General features: G+C 45.4%; 21 protein-coding genes. 11 read left to right on the top strand and 10 right to left on the bottom strand.

The features are described from left to right. Positions 1-114 precede the first annotated feature (114 nt). From L3V35_RS10150 to L3V35_RS10130, 5 genes are all read right to left on the bottom strand, one after another. The gene (locus tag L3V35_RS10150; protein ID WP_054546715.1) at positions 115-561 is read right to left on the bottom strand and encodes a pentapeptide repeat-containing protein; all 447 of its coding nucleotides are present in this window, start codon (positions 559-561) and stop codon (positions 115-117) included. A 104-nt stretch (positions 562-665) separates the two neighbouring features. After that, complete coding sequence (locus L3V35_RS10145) at positions 666-1,088, bottom strand: rhodanese-like domain-containing protein (protein WP_065205599.1); 423 nt, start codon at positions 1,086-1,088, stop codon at positions 666-668. 127 nt (positions 1,089-1,215) lie between these two features. After that, positions 1,216-2,664, bottom strand: coding sequence for an FAD-dependent oxidoreductase (locus tag L3V35_RS10140; protein WP_114633178.1), 1,449 nt, complete (start codon positions 2,662-2,664; stop codon positions 1,216-1,218). A gap of 95 nt (positions 2,665-2,759) precedes the next feature. Then, positions 2,760-4,169, bottom strand: a complete 1,410-nt coding sequence (locus L3V35_RS10135) for a cation:dicarboxylase symporter family transporter (RefSeq protein WP_054546712.1) — start codon at positions 4,167-4,169, stop codon at positions 2,760-2,762. A 238-nt stretch (positions 4,170-4,407) separates the two neighbouring features. Then, the gene (locus L3V35_RS10130) at positions 4,408-5,670 is read right to left on the bottom strand and encodes an amidohydrolase family protein (RefSeq protein ID WP_237299549.1); all 1,263 of its coding nucleotides are present in this window, start codon (positions 5,668-5,670) and stop codon (positions 4,408-4,410) included. 488 nt (positions 5,671-6,158) lie between these two features. Between L3V35_RS10130 and L3V35_RS10125 the strand changes: the two genes are divergently transcribed. Both L3V35_RS10125 and L3V35_RS10120 read left to right on the top strand, forming a co-directional pair. Next, positions 6,159-7,511 (top strand): CAP domain-containing protein, encoded by a 1,353-nt coding sequence (locus L3V35_RS10125; protein WP_237299547.1) that lies wholly within the window; start codon positions 6,159-6,161, stop codon positions 7,509-7,511. Between the two features lie 305 nt (positions 7,512-7,816). Further along, positions 7,817-8,305: a hypothetical protein gene (locus tag L3V35_RS10120; protein WP_010439759.1), complete on the top strand. Its 489-nt coding sequence runs from the start codon at positions 7,817-7,819 to the stop codon at positions 8,303-8,305. A gap of 99 nt (positions 8,306-8,404) precedes the next feature. Here the strand turns inward: L3V35_RS10120 and L3V35_RS10115 are convergent, their stop codons facing one another. Then, a complete protein-coding gene (locus L3V35_RS10115) occupies positions 8,405-10,135 on the bottom strand; it encodes an amidohydrolase (RefSeq protein WP_237299545.1) in 1,731 nt (576 codons plus the stop codon). A 125-nt stretch (positions 10,136-10,260) separates the two neighbouring features. Continuing rightward, positions 10,261-10,437, bottom strand: coding sequence for a hypothetical protein (locus L3V35_RS10110; RefSeq protein WP_237299543.1), 177 nt, complete (start codon positions 10,435-10,437; stop codon positions 10,261-10,263). 52 nt (positions 10,438-10,489) lie between these two features. On the opposite strand from L3V35_RS10110, the gene L3V35_RS10105 reads away from it, so the two are divergent. Then, a complete protein-coding gene (locus L3V35_RS10105) occupies positions 10,490-11,452 on the top strand; it encodes an AraC family transcriptional regulator (RefSeq protein WP_237299542.1) in 963 nt (320 codons plus the stop codon). Between the two features lie 150 nt (positions 11,453-11,602). Continuing rightward, positions 11,603-12,127: a lipocalin family protein gene (locus L3V35_RS10100; protein WP_237299540.1), complete on the top strand. Its 525-nt coding sequence runs from the start codon at positions 11,603-11,605 to the stop codon at positions 12,125-12,127. A gap of 85 nt (positions 12,128-12,212) precedes the next feature. Here L3V35_RS10100 and L3V35_RS10095 read toward each other — a convergent pair whose 3' ends face one another. Together L3V35_RS10095 and L3V35_RS10090 are read right to left on the bottom strand one after the other, a co-directional pair. After that, positions 12,213-12,587 carry a hypothetical protein gene (locus L3V35_RS10095; RefSeq protein ID WP_237299538.1) on the bottom strand — a complete coding sequence of 125 codons (375 nt, stop codon included), beginning with the start codon at positions 12,585-12,587 and terminating at the stop codon, positions 12,213-12,215. A gap of 76 nt (positions 12,588-12,663) precedes the next feature. Then, on the bottom strand, positions 12,664-12,969 hold the full coding sequence (locus L3V35_RS10090) for a monooxygenase (protein WP_076671309.1): 306 nt from the start codon (positions 12,967-12,969) through the stop codon (positions 12,664-12,666). Between the two features lie 156 nt (positions 12,970-13,125). On the opposite strand from L3V35_RS10090, the gene L3V35_RS10085 reads away from it, so the two are divergent. Further along, complete coding sequence (locus tag L3V35_RS10085; RefSeq protein WP_237299537.1) at positions 13,126-14,037, top strand: LysR family transcriptional regulator; 912 nt, start codon at positions 13,126-13,128, stop codon at positions 14,035-14,037. A gap of 22 nt (positions 14,038-14,059) precedes the next feature. Here the strand turns inward: L3V35_RS10085 and L3V35_RS10080 are convergent, their stop codons facing one another. After that, positions 14,060-14,674 (bottom strand): TetR/AcrR family transcriptional regulator, encoded by a 615-nt coding sequence (locus L3V35_RS10080; protein WP_099166335.1) that lies wholly within the window; start codon positions 14,672-14,674, stop codon positions 14,060-14,062. A gap of 200 nt (positions 14,675-14,874) precedes the next feature. On the opposite strand from L3V35_RS10080, the gene L3V35_RS10075 reads away from it, so the two are divergent. From L3V35_RS10075 to cyoD, 6 genes are all read left to right on the top strand, one after another. After that, a complete protein-coding gene (locus L3V35_RS10075; protein WP_237299535.1) occupies positions 14,875-15,990 on the top strand; it encodes an efflux RND transporter periplasmic adaptor subunit in 1,116 nt (371 codons plus the stop codon). Between the two features lie 8 nt (positions 15,991-15,998). Further along, entirely contained in the window at positions 15,999-19,097 is a 3,099-nt protein-coding gene (locus L3V35_RS10070) for an efflux RND transporter permease subunit (protein WP_237299533.1), read from the top strand. Between the two features lie 743 nt (positions 19,098-19,840). Next, positions 19,841-20,737: a ubiquinol oxidase subunit II gene (gene cyoA / locus L3V35_RS10065; protein ID WP_237299532.1), complete on the top strand. Its 897-nt coding sequence runs from the start codon at positions 19,841-19,843 to the stop codon at positions 20,735-20,737. A 5-nt stretch (positions 20,738-20,742) separates the two neighbouring features. Beyond that, positions 20,743-22,824 (top strand): cytochrome o ubiquinol oxidase subunit I, encoded by a 2,082-nt coding sequence (gene cyoB, locus L3V35_RS10060; protein ID WP_237299530.1) that lies wholly within the window; start codon positions 20,743-20,745, stop codon positions 22,822-22,824. Continuing rightward, positions 22,814-23,431, top strand: coding sequence for a cytochrome o ubiquinol oxidase subunit III (gene cyoC / locus L3V35_RS10055; protein ID WP_010439790.1), 618 nt, complete (start codon positions 22,814-22,816; stop codon positions 23,429-23,431). Before cyoB ends, cyoC begins: the two co-directional genes overlap by 11 nt. Continuing rightward, entirely contained in the window at positions 23,431-23,742 is a 312-nt protein-coding gene (gene cyoD, locus L3V35_RS10050) for a cytochrome o ubiquinol oxidase subunit IV (protein ID WP_052879838.1), read from the top strand. The genes cyoC and cyoD overlap by 1 nt, the downstream gene beginning before the upstream one ends. The last annotated feature ends 5 nt before the right edge of the window (positions 23,743-23,747 follow it).

Below are 23,747 nucleotides of genomic sequence, written 5' to 3'. Positions count from 1 at the left end.
TAATAGTAGCAATAAAGCAGAGAGTCATCTTATCCATTATGTTTGAGCGTATCTTGTCTTGAAGCCCCGCTGATTTCGGCTGTTGGAACATTTGATATCGTTGCTTTGTTGCTCCTACTCAGAAGCGAAACATTCTTGGTTCGGGTTGCGTAGCTTGATGATGGTATTGCTTGGGTCTACTCGATTCAACGCGTCATCATTGAGATTAGCGTGACTGAAATCGGTGCGGAATAGATCCGCGCGATACAAATCAACGTTGAGCATTTGTGCGTGGCTCATGTCTGAGTTTCGTAAATCGGCATCGCGGAAAGCTGTGTTGTTTAGGTTGGCGTGGCTAAAATTGGCATGGGTGATATCAGCCTCACTCATGTCAGTGCCTGATAAGTCGGCGCCACTAAAATTGGTACGAATTAGGTTAGCGCAACGCAGGTCGATGTTTTGAAGTACTAGGTTACTTAGGTCGGCATTACGTAATTGTGCACGTTCACCACCTTGGTTCTCTAGCCATAGTTTGTGTTGTTCAAGAATAGAATAAAGTTCTTGTTGAGTGTATTTGTTCATACTTCACATCATCATTTTATTGAGCCCGCTGTTCTAGTCACCAGCGGGCTCTCATTAACTGAAAGCTTTGTTTAGTCGTTAGCCTTATTTAATAGACAGTTCTATTAAATCGGAAGTTCAATGTCACCTGATTGCTCCGCCCAAGCAGCAAAACCACCTGCGAGGTTTTTAACGGGTTTTAACCCCATCTCCGCGGCCATCTTGGCAGCGTAAAGAGAACGCAAACCGTGGGCACAATAGAACACGTAGGTTTTGTCTTGGTTGAACACCTTATTGTGAACGGGGCATTCAGGGTCAATCAAGAATTCCAACATGCCTCTTGGGCAAGTAAAAGCGCCGGGAATAATGCCGAGCTTGTTTCTTTCTTCGGCTTCCCTCACATCGACAAACACGTAGTCATCAAGTGTGTTTTGTTTGTCGTCGCTGCCGTTGAATAGCGCTATTGCTTCTTCTACCGACATATCTTCAACGACTTGGTAGGCTTCTTCTTTTAGGGCTTTAATGCCTTTGGTAATGGTTTGTGCCATGGTTTTCTCTCTTATTAAAATAGGATGACGGTTCTGTGTTTTGTGTTGCGGTGTCACTTAGTTATTTCATTCATTATCTAGTTTGGTTACTTCAAGGCAGCTATTTCGTCTGGTTATTTTGAGACTGTTATTTCGCAACATTGCCCGCCACATTCAGCGCGTCCCATGTTCGTGCAAAAGGAGGAGCGTAGCTGAAATCAAGGTAACCCAATTGTTGAGTCGTCATGCCTGCAGTAATTGCAACGCCTAATGCATTTAGCCGACCTACAGCGCCTTTCTTGCTGACAATTTCGCCGCCTAAAAGGCGTTTAGATTCAGGGTCGTAAGCAAGTTTTATCTTGATGTCTTCTTGGCCGGGATAATAATCCGTTTGGTTCTTGTCATTAATGACTGAGGTACTGGTTGGCACTGCGTATTGGTTTGCCATCCAATGAGAAATACCTGTGCTAGCAAGCTCGTAATCCAGCACTTTCAATGAAGATGAACCTAAGAAACCATCAAGGAAGGTATCTTTGCCTGCCAATTTGTCGGCCATCATTCGAGCCTGTTTATTAGCTGTGGTGGCGAGTGGCAAATACACGGGTTCATCAAGCGTTAAATGATGAACCGTCGCGCAGTCGCCCACCGCGTAAACATTCGGTACTGACGTTGCACCAAACTTATCGACTAATAACGCACCGTTGCCCATTTTTGGCAGGTCAAACAACTCGGTGTTAGGTTTGAAACCAAGCGCCAGAATCACAATGTCGGCTTGAATGGTGATGTATTCCGGTTCTACCGAATGGCTGGTGGCTTCGTTAGTGTTATTGGTCGCGGATCGAGTTTTGCTCACTGTAAGCAGATAACTCGCTTTCTCACTATTCCCTTCGTCGCTGTCTTTTGAAGCAAAACGTTCAATGTGTTCGACTTGGGTATTGGTCAGCAGGTTGGTTCCTGTGTCACGAATGGCATCTTCGACGTCGGAGATCATCTCTGGGCTGAATTGGCGGCTCATGATGTGCGCTTCGCGCTCAATAATGGTGATGTCTTTTCCTAAGTCATGTGCCGCATCGAACATCTCTAATCCAATAAAACCTGCACCAATGATTGCAACGCGAGGTTTATCTACTGCGAGCATGGCTTGTTTCATGGCAACGCCATCTTCCATGCTAGTGAGTGTGTAAACATGCTCGGTGCTATTCGAATCAGCACGATCATGATTACCCACACGAAAAGAGGTCGCGAAGTCTGGAATTAAAGGGCGCGCACCTGTCGCGATGATTAACTTATCAAACGGAATATCTTGTGATTCGCCTTGCGTGTTGACTGTGATGATTTGCTCAGCAGCGTTCACTGCGACCACCTCAGTATTGATACGAACATCGAGTCCGGAATCGATGGCTTGCTGCGGCGTGCGAGAGATCATGCGATCTGTATTTGGGAACTTGTCGCCAACAAAGTAGGGCAAACCGCAGGCACCAAACGAAAGGTAGCTGCGTTTTTCAATGACAATAACGTCATCTGTGGGTTGGTTTCTTTTGTATTTGGCAGCAAAGCTCATACCAGCAGCACTGCCACCTAAAATTACGATTTTCATAGTGGTACTTCTTCTTATAAGGACGCGGCATTCGCGCCCTGTGTTTATTGGGATGATTCTGAGTGACTTGAAGCGACTGACGTTAAGTTAAAAACTTAAGCTGGAATCTCGCCATTGGTCGTATTCGACAGGGCTTGTGCTTTGTACTGTTCTGTATTCAATGAGCCGTTAGTCTTAGCAGTAAGAACACCAGACAACATCGACCCAGAGATATTGAGAGCGGTGCGTGCCATATCAATCAAGGCTTCAATAGATACCAGTATCGCTACAATCGTGATGTCCAATCCCATGATGGTTAGCACGGCAACCGCTGCAAAGGTCGCACCGCCGCCTACACCCGCAATACCGAATGAAGCAATGGCAATCACGGCAATAAGTTGTAGAACAAAGCTCAAATCAATCGGGATACCCATCACTTGTGCAGCCATGATGGCAAGCATTGCAGGGTAAATACCGGCACAACCGTTTTGGCCAATGCTGGTCCCGAATGTTGCCGACATATTGGCTGTCTCTTCATCTACACCAAGGCGCTGAGTTTGTGTTTCAACGTTTAGCGGAATGGCTGCCATGCTTGAGCGAGAACCAAATCCGAACACCAGTACGGGCCAAGATTTTTTAGCGAATGTCTTCGGAGACAAACCAAACAAGCCAACAAGTACAAGGTGAACAATGAACATCGCTGCGATCGCCGCGTAGCTTGCAATAACGAATCGGCCCATTTCAGAGAGTGCGAACAAATCGTTGCTCATCATGAACTTGGTCATTAAAGCAAATACGCCATAAGGGGTGAGCTTAAGTATTTCTCGCACCATCGATAGCACGACTTCTTTTGCTGCATTGATGAAATCAACAAAGCTTTGCACTTTCTCTGGCTTACGCTTTTTCACTTGGAGAATGCTAAAACCAAGGAACATACCGAATAGAACCGTCGATAGTGTTGAGGTTCTTTCTGCGCCAGTCAGCATTTCAAAAATATTGGTCGGGATGATAGACAACACCAAGCTTGTGAAGGTGTTGTTCGACATCAGCTCTTGAGTCGATAGCAGGCTATCGCTGCGCGCTTCAATGGCAGTGCTAGTTCCCATTGCATTGACTAAGCTGTTCGCGTCGATGTTGAACAAGTAGATACTCGCAATTCCGATTACTGCAGAAATAGCCACGGTGAAAATCAACACGCCAATCACTTTTGGTGCGATTTTCGAGAGTGCACTGGTGCCTTCTACATTCATGATGGAAGCTGTCATGGCAACAAACACTAACGGTATTACTATCATCTGGAGTAGCTTGACGTAGCCATTACCGAACAAAGAGATAAGCTCTGAGAACTGCAAGCCAGCCGCGCTGTCGGTGCCCAGTACTACTTGGATAATGCCACCAAACAGAAGGCCGCCAACCAGTGCGCTAAGAACGCGGAAGTTGAAGCTTTTTTTCTGTTTTTTAAAGCGAGATAACACGACGTAAAAGCCGAGAAAAATGGCACTCAGTGCCAGTAACGTAAAGCTCATTTTAAGCTCCTATATCTACATCAAATAAAAGCACTGGAGTGGGGCACATAACGTGTGTGAGGTGGTGTTTTACCAAAGGCGCACAAGGTTTGAAGCGTTGTCCAGTGAAGGAATATCTGTAAGACGAAGCTTGATTAAAAAAGACGGTAAAAAATCACAATTAATTTTCAAATAAGAAAACGGTGCTATGACGAATCCGCCATAGCACCGTTGTTTATTCTAATCTTTAGGTTCTTAATTAGAGGTTATTTTTATATACCTTGCCGTCTTTCATGATCAGCTTTTGTGTCTCTGTGTTGGCAACACACGCTACGCCTTCGAGTGGGTTGCCATCGATGATCAATAGGTCGGCATACGCGCCTTCAACAATCAGACCTAACTTGCCTTCTTGGTATGGGTGTTGGTAAGTCGACATCTCGAACAAGCGTCCACAGTTTGATGTCGCCATGCGAAGTGCGGTGATGGTATCGAATGTTTTCTCAATCGCACCAAGTTCATTCAATTGTGTAGCATGAACGTTGGTTTCACCCACGCAGTCAGTGCCAAAAGCAATGTTCTGAATATCGTATTTCTTAATCAGTTCCGCCGATTTGAACATGGCTTTACCTACGCGTTCTGTCTTGCGGTATGTCTCTTCGTTCGGCAGTGGGATCTTGCGTTCTGCAATCAATGAAGAGGTAAAGTAAGACGGAATCACCCAAATGCCTTTCTCTTTGATGATCTCGGCAATGTCGTCATCCATAATTGTCGCGTGTTCGAAAGACATCACGCCCGCTTCGGCTGCTCGGCGCATCGCATCAGAGGTGTGGATGTGCGCGGCAACATAAGTGCCATAATCAGAAGCGGCATCAACCGCGGCTTTCATTTCTTCTGATGTGAATTGCAACGTGTCTAGTGGGTCGAATGTTGAAGATGCACCACCGCCAGCCATGATCTTGATTTGAGAAGCGCCCATAAACAGCTGTTCACGCACGGCTTTTAATACTTCTGAACGACCATCAGCAATTTTCATGGCACCTAGCTTCATCATTGGTGAATCTTCGTGACCGTTTGCCAAACGTTCTTGTGCTTGGTTCTGACGGTAATCGGAGTGACCACAGGTTTGAGATATAGCGGCCATTGACGGAAGAATTCGTGAGCCAGTTGCGTAACCGTTATCGATACTTTTCTTTAGGCCAAGCGTATTACCCGCCACATCACGAATAGTCGTAAAACCGCGCATCAACATCTCTTCTGAAATCTTTGCTGAGCGAATCGCCACTTCTTCACGGGTCATTGTATCAATGACATTAAAAGAGGCAGAGAGCGTGATATGAACGTGCGCATCAATCAGGCCTGGCATGACCGTGCCGCCTTGAGCATCAATAATTTCATCGGCTAACGTTGAATCAATCTCACCAATCTGAGTGATCAAGTTATCTTCGATGAGGATTGATACGTTCTCGATTAAGTTGTTATCAACACCGTTGAATACGTTCGCGTTAGTGATTAGCTTTTTCATAGTCTGCACCTTTTGGAAATGAGTGTGTGTCGCTGATGGAGTCATAATATGGGGCGCAGCATTTGAAGAATGGCCATTTGGTGACAAGCAATGACGAGACTTATCTTTTGGTGCTTTTCTATATTTCTAAGTTTTTCCTATTCGAACGTTAAGGTGTATTTCAAATCGAGGCGATTTAACGAAGCACCTGAGTTTGAGTAGAAGATACAAGGAAGGTCGGTGCTATCGAAGAGTGTTGATTGTTCAAATCGTCGTCACCTTGTTTTGAGAGTCAATTTACCGAACTGTAACTGGCTCTGAAACGGAAGGCTTAAGGAAAATACTGAATGAGTTCATTGGCTTATGAATTGAACGTTAAATTGACAGTATCTTATAAAATGTAAAATCGGTGTCAGTATTTGGGGGCTCTGACATTGGTCTGAAATTTAAGTTCGTTCTATGAGGCAACATCCTTACATCAAGAAAAATATATGGTTAAGGATTAACTCATGAAAAAACAAAATATCTCGGCAGTCGCCCTTTTAGCACTGATTATTACAGGTTGTGGCGGAGAAAGTTCATCAGGAGGTGACAGCACAACGTCTAACAACGCTAATGTTCCAAGTAATCCAAGTAATCCAAGTAATCCAAGTAATACCGGCTCATCATCTACCTCTCAGCAGCCTGACATTAAAGCTCTTAGCAACAATATGATTTTTGCTATCGAAGGCTTTGTCGATACAACGGCTCCGATCAGAAATTATTCTTCTATAACCGTTAAAAATGAATTGCCTGCATTCAAAGGTGGGGATACTCAGAAGGTTGATGTGGATATCGCGGTACCAACGATCGTTATCGATAATGGCAGTAACTTTGTTAACGATTGGCACTGTTATGAAACCGCAGGGTTAAGGGCGCAAAGGAAAAGTCATCAGTTACTTGTGGACGGTACAATTTCTGAATATCGATACGATATGCAAAGCAACGCTTGTTCTAGTGAGCTCTTGGGGTCGTATGTGTTTAACGATGCGGTGTTCGACAGTTCGTTGGAATTTAAAACCGTTGGCAGCGTAGTTTCCAAAGATGAGAACGGAGTGGAGTCTAATCTACCCACTTACGATTTTATCGCTCAAGCTTATGGAGAGCAGTCAAAAGAGCGGTTTGGTGATTCTTGGGAATTATTACAGCGCGATAAAATTAATGCAGCAGCTAAGGAGGTTGGGGCCTCGATCTTTGAGTTGAACACTTCATCTGGAAAGATCGATTTGGATCTAGGTCAGCTTAATAGCGACACTCTCATCGATTTCTCTTCACTAGATACAAATCAATTATTGAATGGTGCGATTTGGGGGATGCCCGGTCAAGGCGTTGCCGATGAAAAATGGTGCCGAATTGTGAACATTCCGGAAGATCTAAGTCAGAATAGTATCAAGTACCAATCTGTTATCTCGACAAATTGTGCGAGGTCGGCACAACGTTATTGTGATGCCTTTGGTTCATCGTTTTCGAGTGGTAACTACCCACCAGCAGCTCCTATCGCTTGGGACAATAATACGGCGAGTAATGCCCAGTTGAACTCAGATGAGCAGTACCGAAGAGATGCTCAAGGTCACTTTGTTGTGAACAGTTCTGGTCAGAATGCGTTTGTCCTCTCATCCAATTCGGTTGTGATTCCTATTTTTGGTTACACCAGTCCGCGAAGTGATGGGCAAGTTAACAATGCCGGTCTTAATAGTTGGGCTGGTCACGAAGGTCACTGCCAAAACGTGATGAATAGCCAACACACAAAGATGGGGATTGGATACAAAGTCAGTAAGTCAGATACATCGAAGATGTCTTATTGGACGCAAGATTTCAACTAACACACTCATTGCTTAAATACGGGTCATCCATTTAGCGTCTCTATTCTTTCTTTAGTTGGTAGTGGAAGGTTACTTGGGAGTAGCAAATTACTCGAGAGTGGCACTTTGCTCGATAGTGCCATTTTACTTTACAGTGATACGTGGTCGATCAGGATTATTGAAGGTGGAGGTGCGAAGACATTATGACGATTCATTTGTGTTGTGAATGATTTTGAGTGGTGTCATGAAATGGTAAGTTTTGCTTCTATTCGAACGCTAAGATGTATTTCAAATCAAGGCTACTTATCAAATTAGAGAGAGACAGAATGACTAAATCAGACAAAGTTTACGGGTTCAACACACCACAACGCCTATTTGTAGGTTACACGTTAGCCGTGCTGGTGGACTTAGTCGTGCTTAACTTTTTCGATGAGTACTGGGACTTCGTCAACATTGAATCTTTCACTATTTCTTTGATAGCGGCGTTGTTACTGCAGTTATTGTTGAAGCTCTCTATTGGCTTAGAACACAAGGTAGCGGATTACTTCAAACAGAAATCTGGAACGGCACCTAAGGTGTATCGAGCGTTGTCGACATACATTATTCTTGTTGGCTCAAAATTTGTCATGCTAGAAGCGATAAACCTTATGTTCGGTGACAAGGTGAGCTTCACAGGCCCTTGGGGCGGTGTGGTAGCGTTCTTCGCTGTGGTATTTACGATTCTGGTTGCTGAAGTGATTGTATCAAAAATCTACTTTGCTCTGGATGAAAAGCAAGAATCAAATGAGAAAGCACTAAAAGAGCCCAACGCGTAACAGAACTAAAATACATATGTGAATAACAGACGAGCCAGCTGAATAAGCTGGCTCGTTTTCGTTTGTGTGGCGATAACCAATTCGCTCCGCTTATTGGCTTTATTTTCCGTAAACCACATCCCCTCTTAACACTGTCATCAACACCTGAGTTTTGGCTATTTGTCTTGCCGATACTGTGGTGATGTCTCGGTCGAGAATCGCGAAGTCCGCTGATTTTCCAACCTCAATAGAACCCGTGACGTCTTCTATTCCAAGACTTTTGGCTGCATTGAGCGTGTAAGCGTCGATAGCTGTGTAGATATCAGTTAGGCCTGTTTTGCCCATGATTAAGCTATTTGCGATGCCAACTAAGGGATTGATGTCGTGTACGTTCCAGTCACTGCTCAGGGTGATATTGGCGTCGGTTTTGAGTATCGCGTCTAGGTTCATCATGGCTTTGGCGCGGCGAGCACCAAGGAAGGCTTCAGCCCATTGGTGTTGATGCTTGGCTACGTAATCGGAACCGACTTGGAAGTCCGCCGAGACATTGAGCAGCTTGAAGCGGGGAACGTCTTCATCATTGATTAACTCTACGTGGGTGAGGGTATAAGGCTTTTGCGAACCTTGTTTACGCACGCTTTCAATCGCATCAAGAGATTCACGAACGGCACCATCACCAATCGCATGAATATGAGCGCTAAAACCGATTTTATCGAGCGCGGTTAGCCACTCTTTCATTTGTTCTGGCGGAATATAGTTCAAGCCATTAGGAGACCGGGGAAGATAAGTATCTAAGTAGGGTGCGAGCGTTTTGGCGGTGCCGTTGATAAAGATGCCGTCGCTGTACATTTTCACCTGATCGACAAGTAACAGACGGCTTTTATCGTCGGAATACATCTTCTCAAAGACTTCTAATTGAGAAGGTATTGCCATCGATGGGTATACCCAAGGGCGCAGCGACACGCGCGCCGTTAAGTCTTGATTTTGCTCGGCCTCTAGCCAAACGTCATACCAACCTCGTTTCCAATACATGCGACCGTCGCCAATGGTGGTGATGCCGTGGGCTGCCGCTTCCTCAAGTCCGAACATTAACCCTTGGTAGCTTTGCTCAAACAGTTCGCTTTGGCTATTCCAAGCCATCTCCATCACTTGATCGCCAGCATTGTCTAATAAGATGCCGTTAAGTTTTCCGCTATCAGAATCTTTTAAATAGGCACCGCCTTGTGGGTCTGGAGATTGTTGGCTGATTCGGGCGATTTTCAGTGCCTTTGAGTTGACCCACATTGAGTGGGAAGTCTGCTCCATGATCACCACTGGGCGATCCGGGAAGATGCTGTCGATGATCTCAAGTGGTGTGTATTCAGAGTCGCTATCGAGCGTCGCTTCCAAAGAAAAACCATAACCCATCAGCCAACCTCGACCATCGGTTTCGGCGTTGATCTTACAGGCTTCTAAGTAGGGGATTTGCTCTTCTAATGTGGCTTCAGAATCCAGTTCGCAATTGCCACCCAGCTCTGAGGCGGCTTCAAACACATGGTTATGGTTGTCAATGAACCCCGGCAAGACAAAGGCATTGTTTAGATCAATGACATCAGTACTTTGCCCTTGAAAAGTTTGCGCCTGTGATTGGTTACCAATGAAGATGATCTTGCCGTTGTGGGTAACGATCGAGTCCGACTCACGATGCCCGTATATATCTGCATTGGTAAATATCTGGTCTGCACTTTGGCTTTTAACAGCTGTTTGTGTTTGAACAATAGTGTTGGCTTGTGCAAGAACCGGAGCTACGGCCGTTAAGCTTGCGAGTAATGCCACCCATGCAGTGCGTGGCAAAGTGAGCTTATTGTTCATTATTATTTATTCCATGTTCCACTGTTTAATAAGTATAGAAAGCGAGTGGCCAGTGTGGAACTCTACATGAATGACAGATAAAAGCCGCGACTAATCAATAAATTGTGGCTTGAACAAATCTTCAATCACGACTCTTTTCTTAGGCTTTCACGCAGATCTTTTCTGTATTCGTCATAAGAGTTATAGCCATAGAGTTTCCAAGTGTGATCACCCTTAATGTTGTGGTTGTAGGTGATCTCGCCTATCCACTGCTGACGTGTGGCAAGAATCATATCGCGAATTTTTAATAATAAAGTGTCCATAGTTGCTCTCCTGATTAAGTTCACCTGAAGTATATTTAGCGGTGACAACCGGATGAGTATCGTTAGCGCAATGTTCAATACTTTTCAGTCAATGTGCTCATCTGAATGGTTTGATGCGTATACTTTCAATATTAAAACGTCACTGAGCATCACAATGAAAGGTTACTTGGAAAAAGTGCCACAACGAATTGGCACATCATGGCGCTATAAGAGAATCGTCGAGAACGGTAAAAGCTATGGTTGGCACCGACATGAAGAGTACGAGATCGCGATTCATCGTCACTTTACTGGCCATAGCTTTATCGGGCATCACCAAAGCGATGTGTTTCACAACCATATGATCTTGGTTGGGCCAGATTTACCTCATGCCATCTATTCGGACGAGAGCACTGATGATTCGCGAATATGTGAAACGCACGTAGTTTGGTTTCGCAAAGATTGGATAGAGCAATTGATAGCGTGCTGTCGAGAGCTCGAACCGCTACGTGTATTGCTAGAAGAATCAAAGAAAGGGCTTCAGTTTTCACCCGCGACTGCAGAGAAAGCGACGGAATTGTTGAATAAGGTGATGAACCAGTCGCCACATCAACAACTGCTTACCTTGTTCTCTTTGTTTGCACTTTTGCTTGAGGATCAAGAGGTAGTGCAGTTGATTAACCCTGTCTTCAACTCGGATGATGAAGATGAAGTCAGCGATAAGTTGGACAAGGTTGAAGCTTTCTTGGTGAACAATTTTAATCACGACATCTCGGTTAATGACTTAGCCAAGCATCTCTACATTAGTGAGAGTAGCGTTAGGCGCTTATTTCAAAAGCACTACAACGAGAGTTTTAGTCAAAGGCTAAAGAAAATTAGGCTCAATGTGGCGTGTGATTTATTGATTAATACTTCACTGCCAGTGAATCTGATTTTGGAGAAAGTGGGATACGACAACCAAGCCAACTTTAATCGCCAGTTTAAATCGTATAAGCAGGTGACTCCGACTCAATATCGAATAGCAATGAAACACCATTGATTCATTCACAGACTAAACAATTCACATAAGATTCTGAATAAATTACAGTTAGGTGAACTTTAAAAATGGATTTAACGTATTACCAAGGATGTAAGTTTATGTTTTCACAAGGCTTACTCTCATTACTAATAAAAAAAAGCCGAGGTTAGGATGAAAAAAATATTATTGCTGCTTAGTGTGATTCTATTGGGTGGTTGCGTGGGCATGCCTGAAACGGTTAAGCCCGTTCAACAGTTCGAGTTGGATCGATACCTAGGGAAATGGTACGAAGTGGCTCGTTTGGATCACTCGTTTGAGCGTGGTTTAGATAACATCAGCGCGGAATACAGCCTACGTGATGATGGTGGCGTGAAGGTGATTAACCGTGGTTATTCAGTAGAGAAGGGTGAATGGAACGAAGCGGAAGGCAAAGCTTATTTTGTAGAGGGCAGCGACCAAGGTTACCTGAAAGTGTCATTCTTCGGCCCATTCTATGGTGCGTATGTGGTGTTTGAATTGGATAAAGAGGACTATCAATACGCGTTTGTTTCTGGCCCTGATACTGACTACCTATGGTTACTTTCTCGAACACCAGAGGTTGCTCCAGAAGTGATGGAGAAGTTCAAAGCGATGTCGAAAGAGCGCGGCTTTAATACCGATGAGCTAATTTTTGTTGAGCACAACGATCAACAATAGTGAATGAATCGTTTTTGACGATGATAAGAAAGGGACAGTGAATAAACTCATTTGTCCCTTTTTTTGTTCTGATTTTTTATATTAGCTAGCCTTGTCTGCGAACTTGCAAAACGCTGAGAATTGAAAGCGAGATAAAGAAAGCGGGGTCACTCCAACCAAAGCCAACAAAGATACCAGTGAAAGCCGCATACAGTGCGATGATAGCCCCCAGCATATTGGTGATAACCAGCCCTTGGATGAGCTTTTTGGCGGTAATTCCCGCTTCAATGTCTCGCAATAACCAGCTTATCGCGGCAATACCACCAAGGAAGATACTGGTGTGCTGAGAGAGAAAATAAGCGTACTGATCATTAATTTCTACACCGTACATAGGCCACATGACCGTTGGTAGGAAAAACAACGCCAAGGCAAACCCTGCGTAAATGATGCCGTGTAGGCTTAAAAACGTTTTATTGTTCATTTGCTATCTCTCTATCTCGTGCCTGTCGCTAATTCTTTATTCATTCCAATCGCTTTGTTTTCATTCAGCGAATTAACTAGCCGTTGATTGGGCCTTTGTTAATGGTAGTTAAAGGCTGGTTCACGTCAAAAATCACACCACGTACTTCATCGACGCCCATCTGTTTAAGGCGAGCGCTATGCATCGCTAGGTAAGTCTCTGCGCTGAGTTGGTCTTCAAAAAGGTAGACACCACCGCCCAGTTTTTCAGCTTCGCTTTCTGTCCAAATTTTCCAGATCATACCCGGTTCGTTGTTAATAGATTTTGCTAGGTCAACGAGTGCGTTCGACATCTCTTCACCAAATGGGCCGCTAAATTCAAAATCGACTTGTAATAATTTCATGGTTATTTCTCCAAACAGTTACTTGGTATTGCGCTGAGACTCATGGTCATTTCGCAAAACGTAGGGGGCTTGATTGCCTGTTGGAATAGATATTACCTGTAAAAAACAGACAGAAAAGTTCATAATATAGCCTTTAACTGTCAGGATTTTAGACCGATGAGATTGAAAACCACCCTCGACCAATGGCAAACCCTTTACGAGATTGACCGCGCAGGCAGTATTCAGGCGGCGGCACTGCAATTGAACAAGAGCCACACCACGCTGATTTATGCGTTGAGAAAATTGGAAGACCAATTGGGTGTTTCTTTAGTGCAGGTTGAAGGTCGTAGGGCTGTATTGTCGGAGGATGGGAAATCACTGTTGCGCCGAGCGAGTAGCATGCTGGAACAAGCCAGAGAGCTAGAGTTGATCAGTGAACAACTGGCGAAAGGTGTAGAATCTGAAATTGTGGTTGCGGTTGATCACTTGTGTTGTCTTGAGCGTCTTTATCAACCGATGACTGCATTTTTGGCGGAGAACAACACCACATCAATACAAGTTATTGAAACATCACTGTCTAAAACAACCGAAATGGTGACTCAAGAACTGGCCGATGTGGCTATCATCAACTTGCCTATTACTAATTACTCAGCAGAAGCCTTTGGTTTTACGATGATGGAGCCCGTTGTCGCAAGTTCGCACTCTTTAGCTAACGTGTCATCTATATCGCTAAACCAGTTGTCGTCGCTGCCACAAATTGTGGTGCGAGACTTAGGTGCTCAAGCTAGTCAAGGCAGTAAAAAGCAAGGTGAGAAAAAGGATGTGGGTTGGTTGAAGTCGAGTCAGCGTATTACGGTCGATAATTTCGATCATGCGTTTGGCGCGGTAGAGCAGGGAGTCGGGTATTGTCGACTACCAAAGCACATTGTTGAAAGCCGAGGAAGTGACAAGCTCACGGTGCTGAATATGGAAAATGGCAGTGGATACCAAGTCCCGCTTCATCTCACTTTGCCAAAAGGGGCAAAGACAGGCCCTGCTGCAAAACGGTTCTACGAATTGCTACTAGAGTCAGTTGCTCCTGCTAACTAACCCTTATTCAGTTGGGCTCAAACTAGCGAGGCTGGTTGCCGTTTAAGAATAGTGCAACACATTCACGCGTGTAATTCAGTCTTTCATTATCAGACTCGCCGCTGTCGTGTCCGAAGAATGCCCAATAAGCCGACTTACCATGAAACATCAGCAACAATTGTCGTGCAGCAATGATCGGTGAACTTGATGTTGAAAGCGTTAAGTCACCCGAATCTATTTTCGACTGCAAATAATCAGCGAGTAACTTAGTGGTCTTCTGTGGCCCTGTTTCTAAATAAATAGAAGCAATTTCTGGATGTGTGTTGGATTGGCTCACCGCATTTTGAAAGGTCTGCCTAGACTGCTCATCAAGTAACAAATCTTGAAACTTCACACCAAACTTCACCAATTCTTCTTCCAAAGTGGCCTTCATATCAAATGCTGAAGGGCTGAGTTCGCGTTCCGCACACTTGGTTTGCATGCAGGTTTCGAAAAGTTCGTCTTTGTTTTTAAAGTGGGAGTAGACCGTTTGCTTAGAAACGTTCGCTGCTTTCGCTATCTGATCCATATTGATCTTGAAGCCATGATCAGAGAAAAGTTGGCTTGCTGCGGTTAAGATCTGCGATCTCTTCTGTTCACTCTTGATGATTTTAGTCACGTGCTGTTTCTCGTTGCTTGGTACTTGGTGTTGCTCAGTTCAATGCATTTCGTTCTGCGCTAAGCATTATGCTTTTTGTGATGGTTTTATCAATCATTAACGATGAAACTTATTTTTAACATAATCAAACTAGACAGTCTAGTTTGGTTTGGTTAGTCTAAAAAAAGAATAGGATTGAGTACCGCATAGGAACAGTGAGTATGTATAAATTGATGAAGGGAAGTGCGGTGGCGTTATCTCTATCGGCTTTTCTTGTTGGATGTGGCGAAAAGGAACAAGCCCAAGAGTCGGTTGATTCAACCACTGAAACGGCTTCGAGCGTCCAAACCATTTTAACCGTGGAAACGATGGCCTTAGCGCTGTCTTCCTCTTATGCAGTTCAGCGTGAATATGTTGGCGTGGTAAAAGCAGGGCAACAGGCGAATCTTGGTTTTGAATTAGCGGGTAAAGTAAACGAGATTCTGGTGGATGTCGGTGACACAGTAACCGAAGGTCAACCCTTAATCCGTTTAGACACCCAACTGCTGCAGACCGAATCTAGCCAATTGAAAGCACAAGCCGAAGAAGTGAAAGCTCAACTGAGTCTTGTGGCCGCGAACTTAAAGCGTCAGCGCTCATTGAAAGCAAAGGGCTTCAGTGCCGAGGCTGAGATTGATTCTCTTACTAGTGAACAACGTGTATTGCAGGCGAATTTGCTGCGCATTGATGCTTCAGTAAAAGGCAATCAATTGAAGCTGGTGAAATCGACAATTCTTGCGCCATATTCAGGCACCATCGCAACACGCTTTGTCTCTTTAGGTGATGTTGTAAATGTAGGTAATCCAACCCTGACACTGCTTGCCTCTGAAGGTAAAGAAGCGTTCATTGGTATTCCTGCCCATCAAATGCAAAAAGTGACTTCGCTTTCTTCGCCAAGTATTCGTGTCGGGCGAGACGATTTCGCTGTGAGCCTGCTCAATCCGGGGGCGATGGTGGATACTCAATCTCGCAGTGTTGGCCTACGTTACCTGTTTCCAGAGCAAGCTTCTGTTTTAGAAGGGCAACTTGCGTACCTTAAGTTTGATGAGCAAATCGATGACCAAGGTTACTGGGTGCCATTAACTGGTTTGATTGACGGCCTACGTGGTGTGTGGAATATCTTCGTTATTGGTGAAGATAATAAGGTTGAACGTAGAAGCGTGCAGGTGTTGTTTGCCAACAACCAACAAGCCTACGTGAGCGGTGCAATCAACGAAGGCGAGCAGGTGATATCCAGTGGTTTACATCGTTTGGTTCCCGGCCAAACCGTGAAGCCAGCCAGCGTTACTGCTGAATAGGAAATAGTATGAAAATCATAGAGACTATTTCTAACACTCGATTGCTTATTTTAATGACCGCACTGCTGATGGTGAGTGGTATTTCTGCGTTCATGACTCTGCCGCGTGCAGAAGATCCAGTCATCATCAACCGCTACGCGAACATCACAACCAGCTTCCCCGGCGCCAGTGCTGAGCGTGTTGAAACCTTGGTCACCGAGGTTATTGAGAACAAGCTGCGTGAGCTGAGTGAAGTTAAACTCGTGAGCTCAACCTCAAGGCCGGGCGTGTCTATTGTCACCTTAGAATTGAATGACACCATCACCGAGCCTGAGCCGGTTTGGTCTCAAGCTCGCGATAAGCTATCTGACATCGAATCCATTTTGCCTGCGGGCTCTCATTCCCCCGATCTCGACAGTGACCACACCTATGCTTTCACGACCATCGCATCTCTAACTTGGTCTGGTTCAGGCGAGCCTGACCGATTAACGCTGGGTCGTTATGCCAAAGAACTCGCTAAGCGATTACGAACTTTATCGGGCACTGAATTCGTTGATGAATACGGGATGCCACAAGAAGAGATTCAAATCAGCTTGCGTACTGCCGATGCAGCGGCGTTAGGGCGCTCAAGTGCCAATATTGCTGAGTCGCTAGAAGGGGCAGACGCCAAGAACTCCGCCGGTGAGTTAGTGAGTGCTTATTCTCGCTTTGGCTTAGAAATTAAATCTGAACTCGATTCTATTGAACGCATTAAGCAAGTGCCAATAGCCACTGATAGCAATGGTCACATCATCCGTATGGAAGACATTGCTTCTGTGAAACGTGGTGAGAAGACCCCACAAGACCAGATTGCCATTATTGATGGTGAGCCGGGTGTGATTGTCGCGGCAAGAATGCATCCTGATCTGCGAGTCGACAACTGGACGTCGCGAGCTAATGCTCTGATTGGTAAATTTGAGCAAGAGTTACCAAGTAACGTTAAGGTGACGGTGCTCTTTAATCAGCAAGGTTATACCGAAACTCGCTTAGACGATTTAGGCAAAAGCTTGATGATCGGTTTTGGTCTGATCTTGATTGTTCTGTTTGTCACTTTAGGCGTGCGTGCCGCGATCTTAGTGGCAATTTCTCTGCCGTTAACCTCATTATTGACCTTGTCGATCATGAAAATGACCGGTGTGCCGATTAACCAAATGTCGGTGACAGGCCTAATTGTGGCGCTTGGGATCATGGTTGATAACGCGGTGGTGATGGTCGATACCATTCAGGCGTATCGTTTGAAAGGGCAACAACGAGCAGAAGCGACCATGAATGCGTTGAAGCATTTATGGGTGCCGTTATTAGGCTCAACCTTAACTACCGTGTTGGCGTTTGCCCCGATTATCTTGATGCCGGGAGCATCGGGTGAATTTGTCGGTGGTATTGCGATTACCGTTTCTTTCTCATTGATCGGCTCTTACATCATCTCGCACACCTTAATTGCGGGCTTAGCGACCAAGCTACTGCCGAAACAACTCAGTGATGTCGACAAGAAAGGGCAGCACCATTGGTACATGACGGGTTTGAGAATCCCGGCTTTGACGCGCTGGTTCTCATCTTCTGTCCGCTTTGGTGTCACGCATCCAATCATCACGATTGCTTTGGTGTTGTTGGTACCGTTTACTGGTTACTGGAGTATGTCTCAGCTTACTGAGCAATTTTTCCCGCCATCAGACCGAGACATGTTTGAGATTCAGGTTTACATGCCGCCGCAAGCGAGCATTTACGCCACTAAAAACACCTCTGAAAAAATTGACGATATCATTCATCGTTACCCTGAAGTGGAGCGTATCGATTGGCTCGTGGGTGCAAACTTCCCATCTTTCTATTACAACCTGCAAGCAAGGCAAAATAATGCGCCGTACTTCTCGCAAGCTATGGTGAAAACAGAGAACTTTGATCAAGCCAATGCGCTGATTCCTGAGTTGCAAAAGGTGTTGGATAACGAGGTGCCGGAAGCACAAATCTTGGTACGAAAGCTTAATCAAGGGCCTCCATTTACTGCGCCTGTTGAGCTGCGTGTTTATGGTGAAAACCTCGATACGTTGAAAGCGATTGGTGAGGATGTGCGATTGATTTTGGCGGGTGTTCCTCATGTGACGCACACAAGGGAAACGCTGCAACCAGGTACTCCGAAGGTGTGGTTGAAGGTTGATGAAGACACCGCAAAGCTGAATGGTATTTCATTGAACCAGTTCGCAGGTATGCTGCAAACTACGTTGACAGGTCGTGAAAGTGGCTCTGTGATTGAAGGCAGTGAGTCGGTACCAATCCGTGTTCGTGTGGCAGATGAGGCGCGTGAAAACTTGGCTCACTTAAGCAATATTCGTCTGCCTATCAGTTCAGATGTTTATTCCACGGGGATTAATGTTTCGACTCTGGCCGAGCTTGAACTGACCACCAGTCGTGGCGCGATTACTCGTCGTAACGGGCAGCGTGTGAATACCATTGAGGGCTACATTGAAGCAGGTGTCTTGCCTCAAACCGTGCTCAATGAATTCCAAAAACGCCTAGAAAACTATCAGATGCCATCGGGCTATACGATTGGTTTTGGTGGTGAATCCGCTGAACGAGATAATTCAGTCAACAGCCTGATTTCGAATGTCGCAGTCGTGGTGGTATTGATGGTGTTGGTGGTGGTGATGTCATTCAACTCGTTCCGAATGAGCAGCATCATCTTCATGGTAGCAGGATTGGCTGGTGGGCTCGGGTTGTTGTCGGTGTGGATTTTCGGTTATCCGTTCGGCTTTACGGTGATCATCGCCATGCTCGGCATTGCAGGTTTGGCTATCAACGCGGCCATTGTCATTCTGACGGAATTAAAACTCGATAAGCAAGCCTCATCAGGCAATGTGGATGCGGTGGTAGAAGCTGTGATGTCGTGTACTCGTCATATCAGCTCGACCACGATTACAACCGTTGGCGGCTTTATGCCGTTGATTATTGCTGGTGGCGGTTTCTGGCCCCCATTTGCGGTCGCGATTGTCGGCGGTACAGTATTAACCACTCTTATCTCGTTCTACTTTGTGCCTGTGGTTTATCATTTGATGACTAAAAATCAGCGCAAAACCGTCGTCGAGCCAACAGCATAATCTCTTCTTTGGTAACACTTACTCCTCTCTATTGAGGGGAGTAAGGCCCACTTAAAACACATCAAAATACTCATGAAATCGGCTTTTTATCCCCATTTCTGCTCGTTTTCTGCTGCGTATAACTGACATGATTATCATAAAAAGCAGGGTGTTATTTGAATATCTGATGGGTTGCTGTCTGAAGTGATGCCTTTTCTAAATACCTTTAAAATCGCATGTGAATTCATAAATTTGATAGCCATCACACTTTGCTTAATTCGCTCTTTCTAATGTAATCAATCATTGTTGTTTCTACTGCGTGTTTACTTTGAGCTCTCCCGTTTCGCTTTAATCCTTTTCCGTACATGGCTCAACTCGTGTGGCACGTTCATGCTGTGCGTCTGAATTGCAACAATTTCTCACATCTTACTTTCATAACTGGAAGGTTAGTTTCCAAGTTTGTTTGGTGAGCTTTCAATTTCAACTCCTCATAATGCGCCAAATGTAACAATGTATTTCAAAGTGTAACAATTAAGTCATATTTTTTGTGTGGTTTTAACCGTGCGGCAATGTTTCGGCTGCGCAGCACTGTCGTTTTAACTTGTCAGTTCAACGGTTCAACTATCAACTGTTCAAAATCGTGGCTAATTCCGTTTCGCTTTGAGATGCGTCGTTTCACATGCTCAACACATAAATATTCTAATGACCATGACAACCAGTACTCGGGCGTTCGTTCTGAGGCTGGATAACCATCGAGAAAGTTAATGGAAGCTTCAAGATATAAACGCATTTTATCGAGAGCAAATCTGTCGAGGATTGGTTTGGTGGGAACCGTCCTGATGCTCGAAGGATGTAACTCCGCATTGCTCGACCCAAAAGGTAGCGTTGGCGTTCAGGAAAAGGAGCTGATTATTACAGCTCTGTTGCTGATGCTGATTGTCGTCATCCCCGTGATTCTGATGACCATCTACTTTGCCTATAGATACCGCGAAAGTAATACCACAGAAGAGTATGCACCAGATTGGGCGCACTCAACCAAGATCGAAGTGGTGGTATGGACGATTCCAATCATCATCATTGCGATTCTGGCTACCATCACTTGGCGAACAACACACGAACTAGAGCCTTCCAAGCCTCTGGAGAGTGACGTTAAGCCTATGGTGATCGAAGTGGTCTCTCTGGACTGGAAGTGGCTGTTCATCTATCCGGAGCAAAACATTGCGACGGTTAACTATGTTGCGTTCCCGAAAGATGTTCCGGTGACGTTTAAGCTGACTTCAGACAACATCATGAACGCATTTTTTATCCCGCGTCTTGGTTCGCAGATCTACGCGATGCCGGGAATGGTGACCAAGTTGAATTTGATTGCAAACCACGAAGGTGACTTCAAAGGCTTTGCATCGAACTACAGTGGGAAAGGGTTCTCTCAGATGAAATTCACCGCATCGGCCATGCCTGATCAAGTGGCGTTTTTAAACTGGGTGGAGAAAGTGAAAGCAAGTCCTGATCGCATTGAAGATTGGGATCAGTTCCGTTCATTGGCTGCGCCAAGTGTGGCTGAACCTGTGACTCTGTTTTCTAGTATCCCACCATTTTTATTCACTGATGTCGTGACCCAGCACCCTGGTTCAATGAACTGTTTGCCGGAAACCCAAGGATAATCGTCATGTTTGGAAGATTAACTCTAGACTCAATTCCCTACCACGAACCCATTATTTTGATCACCTTAACCATGATCGCTTTAGTGGGTAGTTTAGTGGTGTATGCGGTAACAAAAGCCGGTAAGTGGCAATACCTATGGAATGAATGGTTTACTTCTGTAGACCACAAAAAATTGGGCTTCATGTACATTGCGGTCGCGATGGTGATGTTAGTTCGTGGCTTTGCCGATGCGGTCATGATGCGCAGTCAGCAATTGCTTTCTGCAGCTGGTGAGACTGGCTATTTACCGCCACATCACTACGACCAGATCTTCACGGCTCACGGCGTGATCATGATTTTCTTCGTCGCGATGCCTCTGGTTATCGGCTTGATGAACATCATCGTACCGCTGCAAATTGGCGCTCGTGATGTTGCATTCCCTTATCTGAATAACTTGAGCTTCTGGCTGTTTGTGGTGGGTATTATCCTAACCAACATGTCGCTTGGCTTAGGTGAGTTTGGCCGTACGGGTTGGTTGGCGTATCCGCCGCTGTCTGGCATTGAGGCGAGCCCGGGAGTCGGGGTCGATTATTGGATATGGGCACTGCAAATATCCGGCGTTGGTACCACGTTAACGGGTGTGAACTTCTTCGCGACCATTTTGCGCATGCGTACTCCATCTATGCCAATGATGAAGATGCCAGTGTTCACTTGGGCATCTCTGTGTGCCAACATCCTGATCATAATCTCTTTCCCAATCCTAACGGTCACCATCGCATTACTGACTTTGGATAGATACATCGGCACGCACTTCTTCACCAATGACCTTGGTGGCAACGTGATGATGTATGTGAACTTGATTTGGGCATGGGGACACCCTGAGGTGTACATCCTAATCTTGCCTATCTTCGGTGTGTTCTCTGAAGTGACTGCAACCTTCTCTCGCAAAAAATTGTTTGGTTATACCTCACTGGTATGGGCAACAGTGGCGATCACTATTTTAGCGTTTGTGGTTTGGCTGCATCACTTCTTCACCATGGGTTCTGGCGCCAATGTGAATGCCTTCTTTGGCATCGCGACCATGATTATCTCTATCCCAACCGGGGTTAAGATCTTCAACTGGCTATTTACCATGTACAAAGGTCGTATCCGCTTCACCACACCAATGATGTGGACAGTGGGCTTCCTAATCACCTTTACCGTGGGTGGTATGACGGGCGTATTGATGGCAGTTCCGGGGGCAGATTTCATTCTGCATAACTCGGTATTCTTGATTGCTCACTTCCACAACGTAATCATCGGTGGTGTTGTCTTCGGTTGTTTTGCTGCGATTGGTTACTGGTTCCCGAAAGCGACTGGTTTCACTCTGAACGAGCTTTGGGGCAAACGCGCATTCTACTGCTGGATCATTGGTTTCTTGATGGCGTTCTTGCCGCTTTACGCTCTCGGCTTTATGGGCATGACGCGTCGTTTGAGCCAAGACATCAACCCTGAGTTCTTCCCTCTACTGGCGGTTGCGGCTGCAGGTACGGGCGTGATTGCGATGGGTGTGGTGTGTCAGTTCGTTCAGATTTACGTGAGTGTTCGTGACCGCGACCAAAACCGAGATCTAACCGGTGACCCGTGGGGTGGACGTACATTCGAATGGGCAACGTCTTCACCACCGCCGTTCTACAACTTTGCAAAATTGCCTAAGGGCGATGAGATCGATTCGTTCTGGTATCAAAAGCAAAGTGGTGAGTTTGACCCAACTCAGGAAGAAGAATACGAACGTATTCACATGCCAAAGAACACACCGACAGGTATTTACGTGTCTGCATGGGCGTTGGCATTTGGCTTCGCAATGATTTGGTACATCTGGTGGCTAGCGGCTGCAAGCTTAGTGGGCATCGTGGTGACGTGTATTCAACACAGCTACAACGACGATGTGGACTACTACGTGGAAGTTGAAGAGATCAAAGCGATTGAAGCGGCTCGACGTGCACAGCTTGCAGAAGCGAAGAAACAGTTAGTGAAAGGCGACCATTCTGGTCGTGGTAACAGCGCTGACGGTGACAGTGATAACAACGAAAATAAAGATGATTTGGAGACGACGTATGCAAGCTAATACTCCGTCACACACTTATGATCTTGCACACTCGCATGATCATCACCATGAAGCTGCGGGCAATAAATTGTTTGGCTTCTGGGTTTACTTGATGAGTGACTGTGTCCTGTTTGCCACGCTTTTCGCGACTTATGCCGTGCTTGAGAGTGGATCTATTGCAGGGCCGACAGGTAAAGACATCTTTGAACTGCCGTTCGTGTTTGTCGAAACCATGATGCTGCTGTTCAGTAGTATCACCTTCGGTTTTGGCATGATTGCGATGAAGCGCAAAGATGTGACCGGATTGAAGCGATGGATAAAAGTCACTTTTGTATTGGGTTTAGCCTTTATCTGTATGGAAGTGTATGAATTTCATCACTTGATTGCAGAAGGCTATGGTCCTCAAGAGAGTGCGTTCCTTTCAGCATTCTTTACCTTGGTTGGCACACACGGTTTGCACGTAACGTTCGGTCTGATTTGGATGGCGGTGGCGTATCACCAGCTTTCAACCAAAGGTTTGAACGACAATATGTCGATGCGCTTCCAGTGCTTGAGCTTGTTTTGGCACTTCCTTGATATCGTTTGGATTTGTGTATTTACCATCGTGTACTTAATGGGGGTGATGTAATGGAACAGCATCTAGATAGCGGTGCAACGGATTATGTGAAAGGCTTTATTGCGTCACTGATTCTGACCATTATTCCGTTCTACATCGTGTGGGCACATGCGCTACCAAGCGCGGAAACTTATGTGATCTTGTTCGGTTGTGCGCTGGTACAAATCTTTGTCCACTTTAAGTACTTCTTGCACATGGAAGCGAAATCTTCCGATGGGCGTTGGAACTTGGTGTCACTGATGTTTACCGCCATCGTTGTATTGATTCTTATCGCTGGCTCGGTATGGATCATCTACAACATGAACGTCAACATGAAGTTGTAGGTTAG

It is taken from the genome of Vibrio sp. L5-1 (assembly GCF_021728315.1).
GTDB classification, from domain to species: Bacteria; Pseudomonadota; Gammaproteobacteria; order Enterobacterales; family Vibrionaceae; genus Vibrio; species Vibrio splendidus_K.
Note: the sequence above shows the minus strand (reverse complement) of the source record. Positions and strands in the feature narration are given on the sequence as shown.

Coding starts and splice junctions, on each gene's coding strand:
- L3V35_RS10150 (WP_054546715.1), bottom strand. CDS start 561: ATGAACAAATACACTCAACAAGAACTTTATTCTATTCTTGAACAACAC.
- L3V35_RS10145 (WP_065205599.1), bottom strand. CDS start 1,088: ATGGCACAAACCATTACCAAAGGCATTAAAGCCCTAAAAGAAGAAGCC.
- L3V35_RS10140 (WP_114633178.1), bottom strand. CDS start 2,664: ATGAAAATCGTAATTTTAGGTGGCAGTGCTGCTGGTATGAGCTTTGCT.
- L3V35_RS10135 (WP_054546712.1), bottom strand. CDS start 4,169: ATGAGCTTTACGTTACTGGCACTGAGTGCCATTTTTCTCGGCTTTTAC.
- L3V35_RS10130 (WP_237299549.1), bottom strand. CDS start 5,670: ATGAAAAAGCTAATCACTAACGCGAACGTATTCAACGGTGTTGATAAC.
- L3V35_RS10125 (WP_237299547.1), top strand. CDS start 6,159: ATGAAAAAACAAAATATCTCGGCAGTCGCCCTTTTAGCACTGATTATT.
- L3V35_RS10120 (WP_010439759.1), top strand. CDS start 7,817: ATGACTAAATCAGACAAAGTTTACGGGTTCAACACACCACAACGCCTA.
- L3V35_RS10115 (WP_237299545.1), bottom strand. CDS start 10,135: ATGAACAATAAGCTCACTTTGCCACGCACTGCATGGGTGGCATTACTC.
- L3V35_RS10110 (WP_237299543.1), bottom strand. CDS start 10,437: ATGGACACTTTATTATTAAAAATTCGCGATATGATTCTTGCCACACGT.
- L3V35_RS10105 (WP_237299542.1), top strand. CDS start 10,490: ATGAGTATCGTTAGCGCAATGTTCAATACTTTTCAGTCAATGTGCTCA.
- L3V35_RS10100 (WP_237299540.1), top strand. CDS start 11,603: ATGAAAAAAATATTATTGCTGCTTAGTGTGATTCTATTGGGTGGTTGC.
- L3V35_RS10095 (WP_237299538.1), bottom strand. CDS start 12,587: ATGAACAATAAAACGTTTTTAAGCCTACACGGCATCATTTACGCAGGG.
- L3V35_RS10090 (WP_076671309.1), bottom strand. CDS start 12,969: ATGAAATTATTACAAGTCGATTTTGAATTTAGCGGCCCATTTGGTGAA.
- L3V35_RS10085 (WP_237299537.1), top strand. CDS start 13,126: ATGAGATTGAAAACCACCCTCGACCAATGGCAAACCCTTTACGAGATT.
- L3V35_RS10075 (WP_237299535.1), top strand. CDS start 14,875: ATGTATAAATTGATGAAGGGAAGTGCGGTGGCGTTATCTCTATCGGCT.
- L3V35_RS10070 (WP_237299533.1), top strand. CDS start 15,999: ATGAAAATCATAGAGACTATTTCTAACACTCGATTGCTTATTTTAATG.
- cyoA (WP_237299532.1), top strand. CDS start 19,841: ATGGAAGCTTCAAGATATAAACGCATTTTATCGAGAGCAAATCTGTCG.
- cyoB (WP_237299530.1), top strand. CDS start 20,743: ATGTTTGGAAGATTAACTCTAGACTCAATTCCCTACCACGAACCCATT.
- cyoC (WP_010439790.1), top strand. CDS start 22,814: ATGCAAGCTAATACTCCGTCACACACTTATGATCTTGCACACTCGCAT.
- cyoD (WP_052879838.1), top strand. CDS start 23,431: ATGGAACAGCATCTAGATAGCGGTGCAACGGATTATGTGAAAGGCTTT.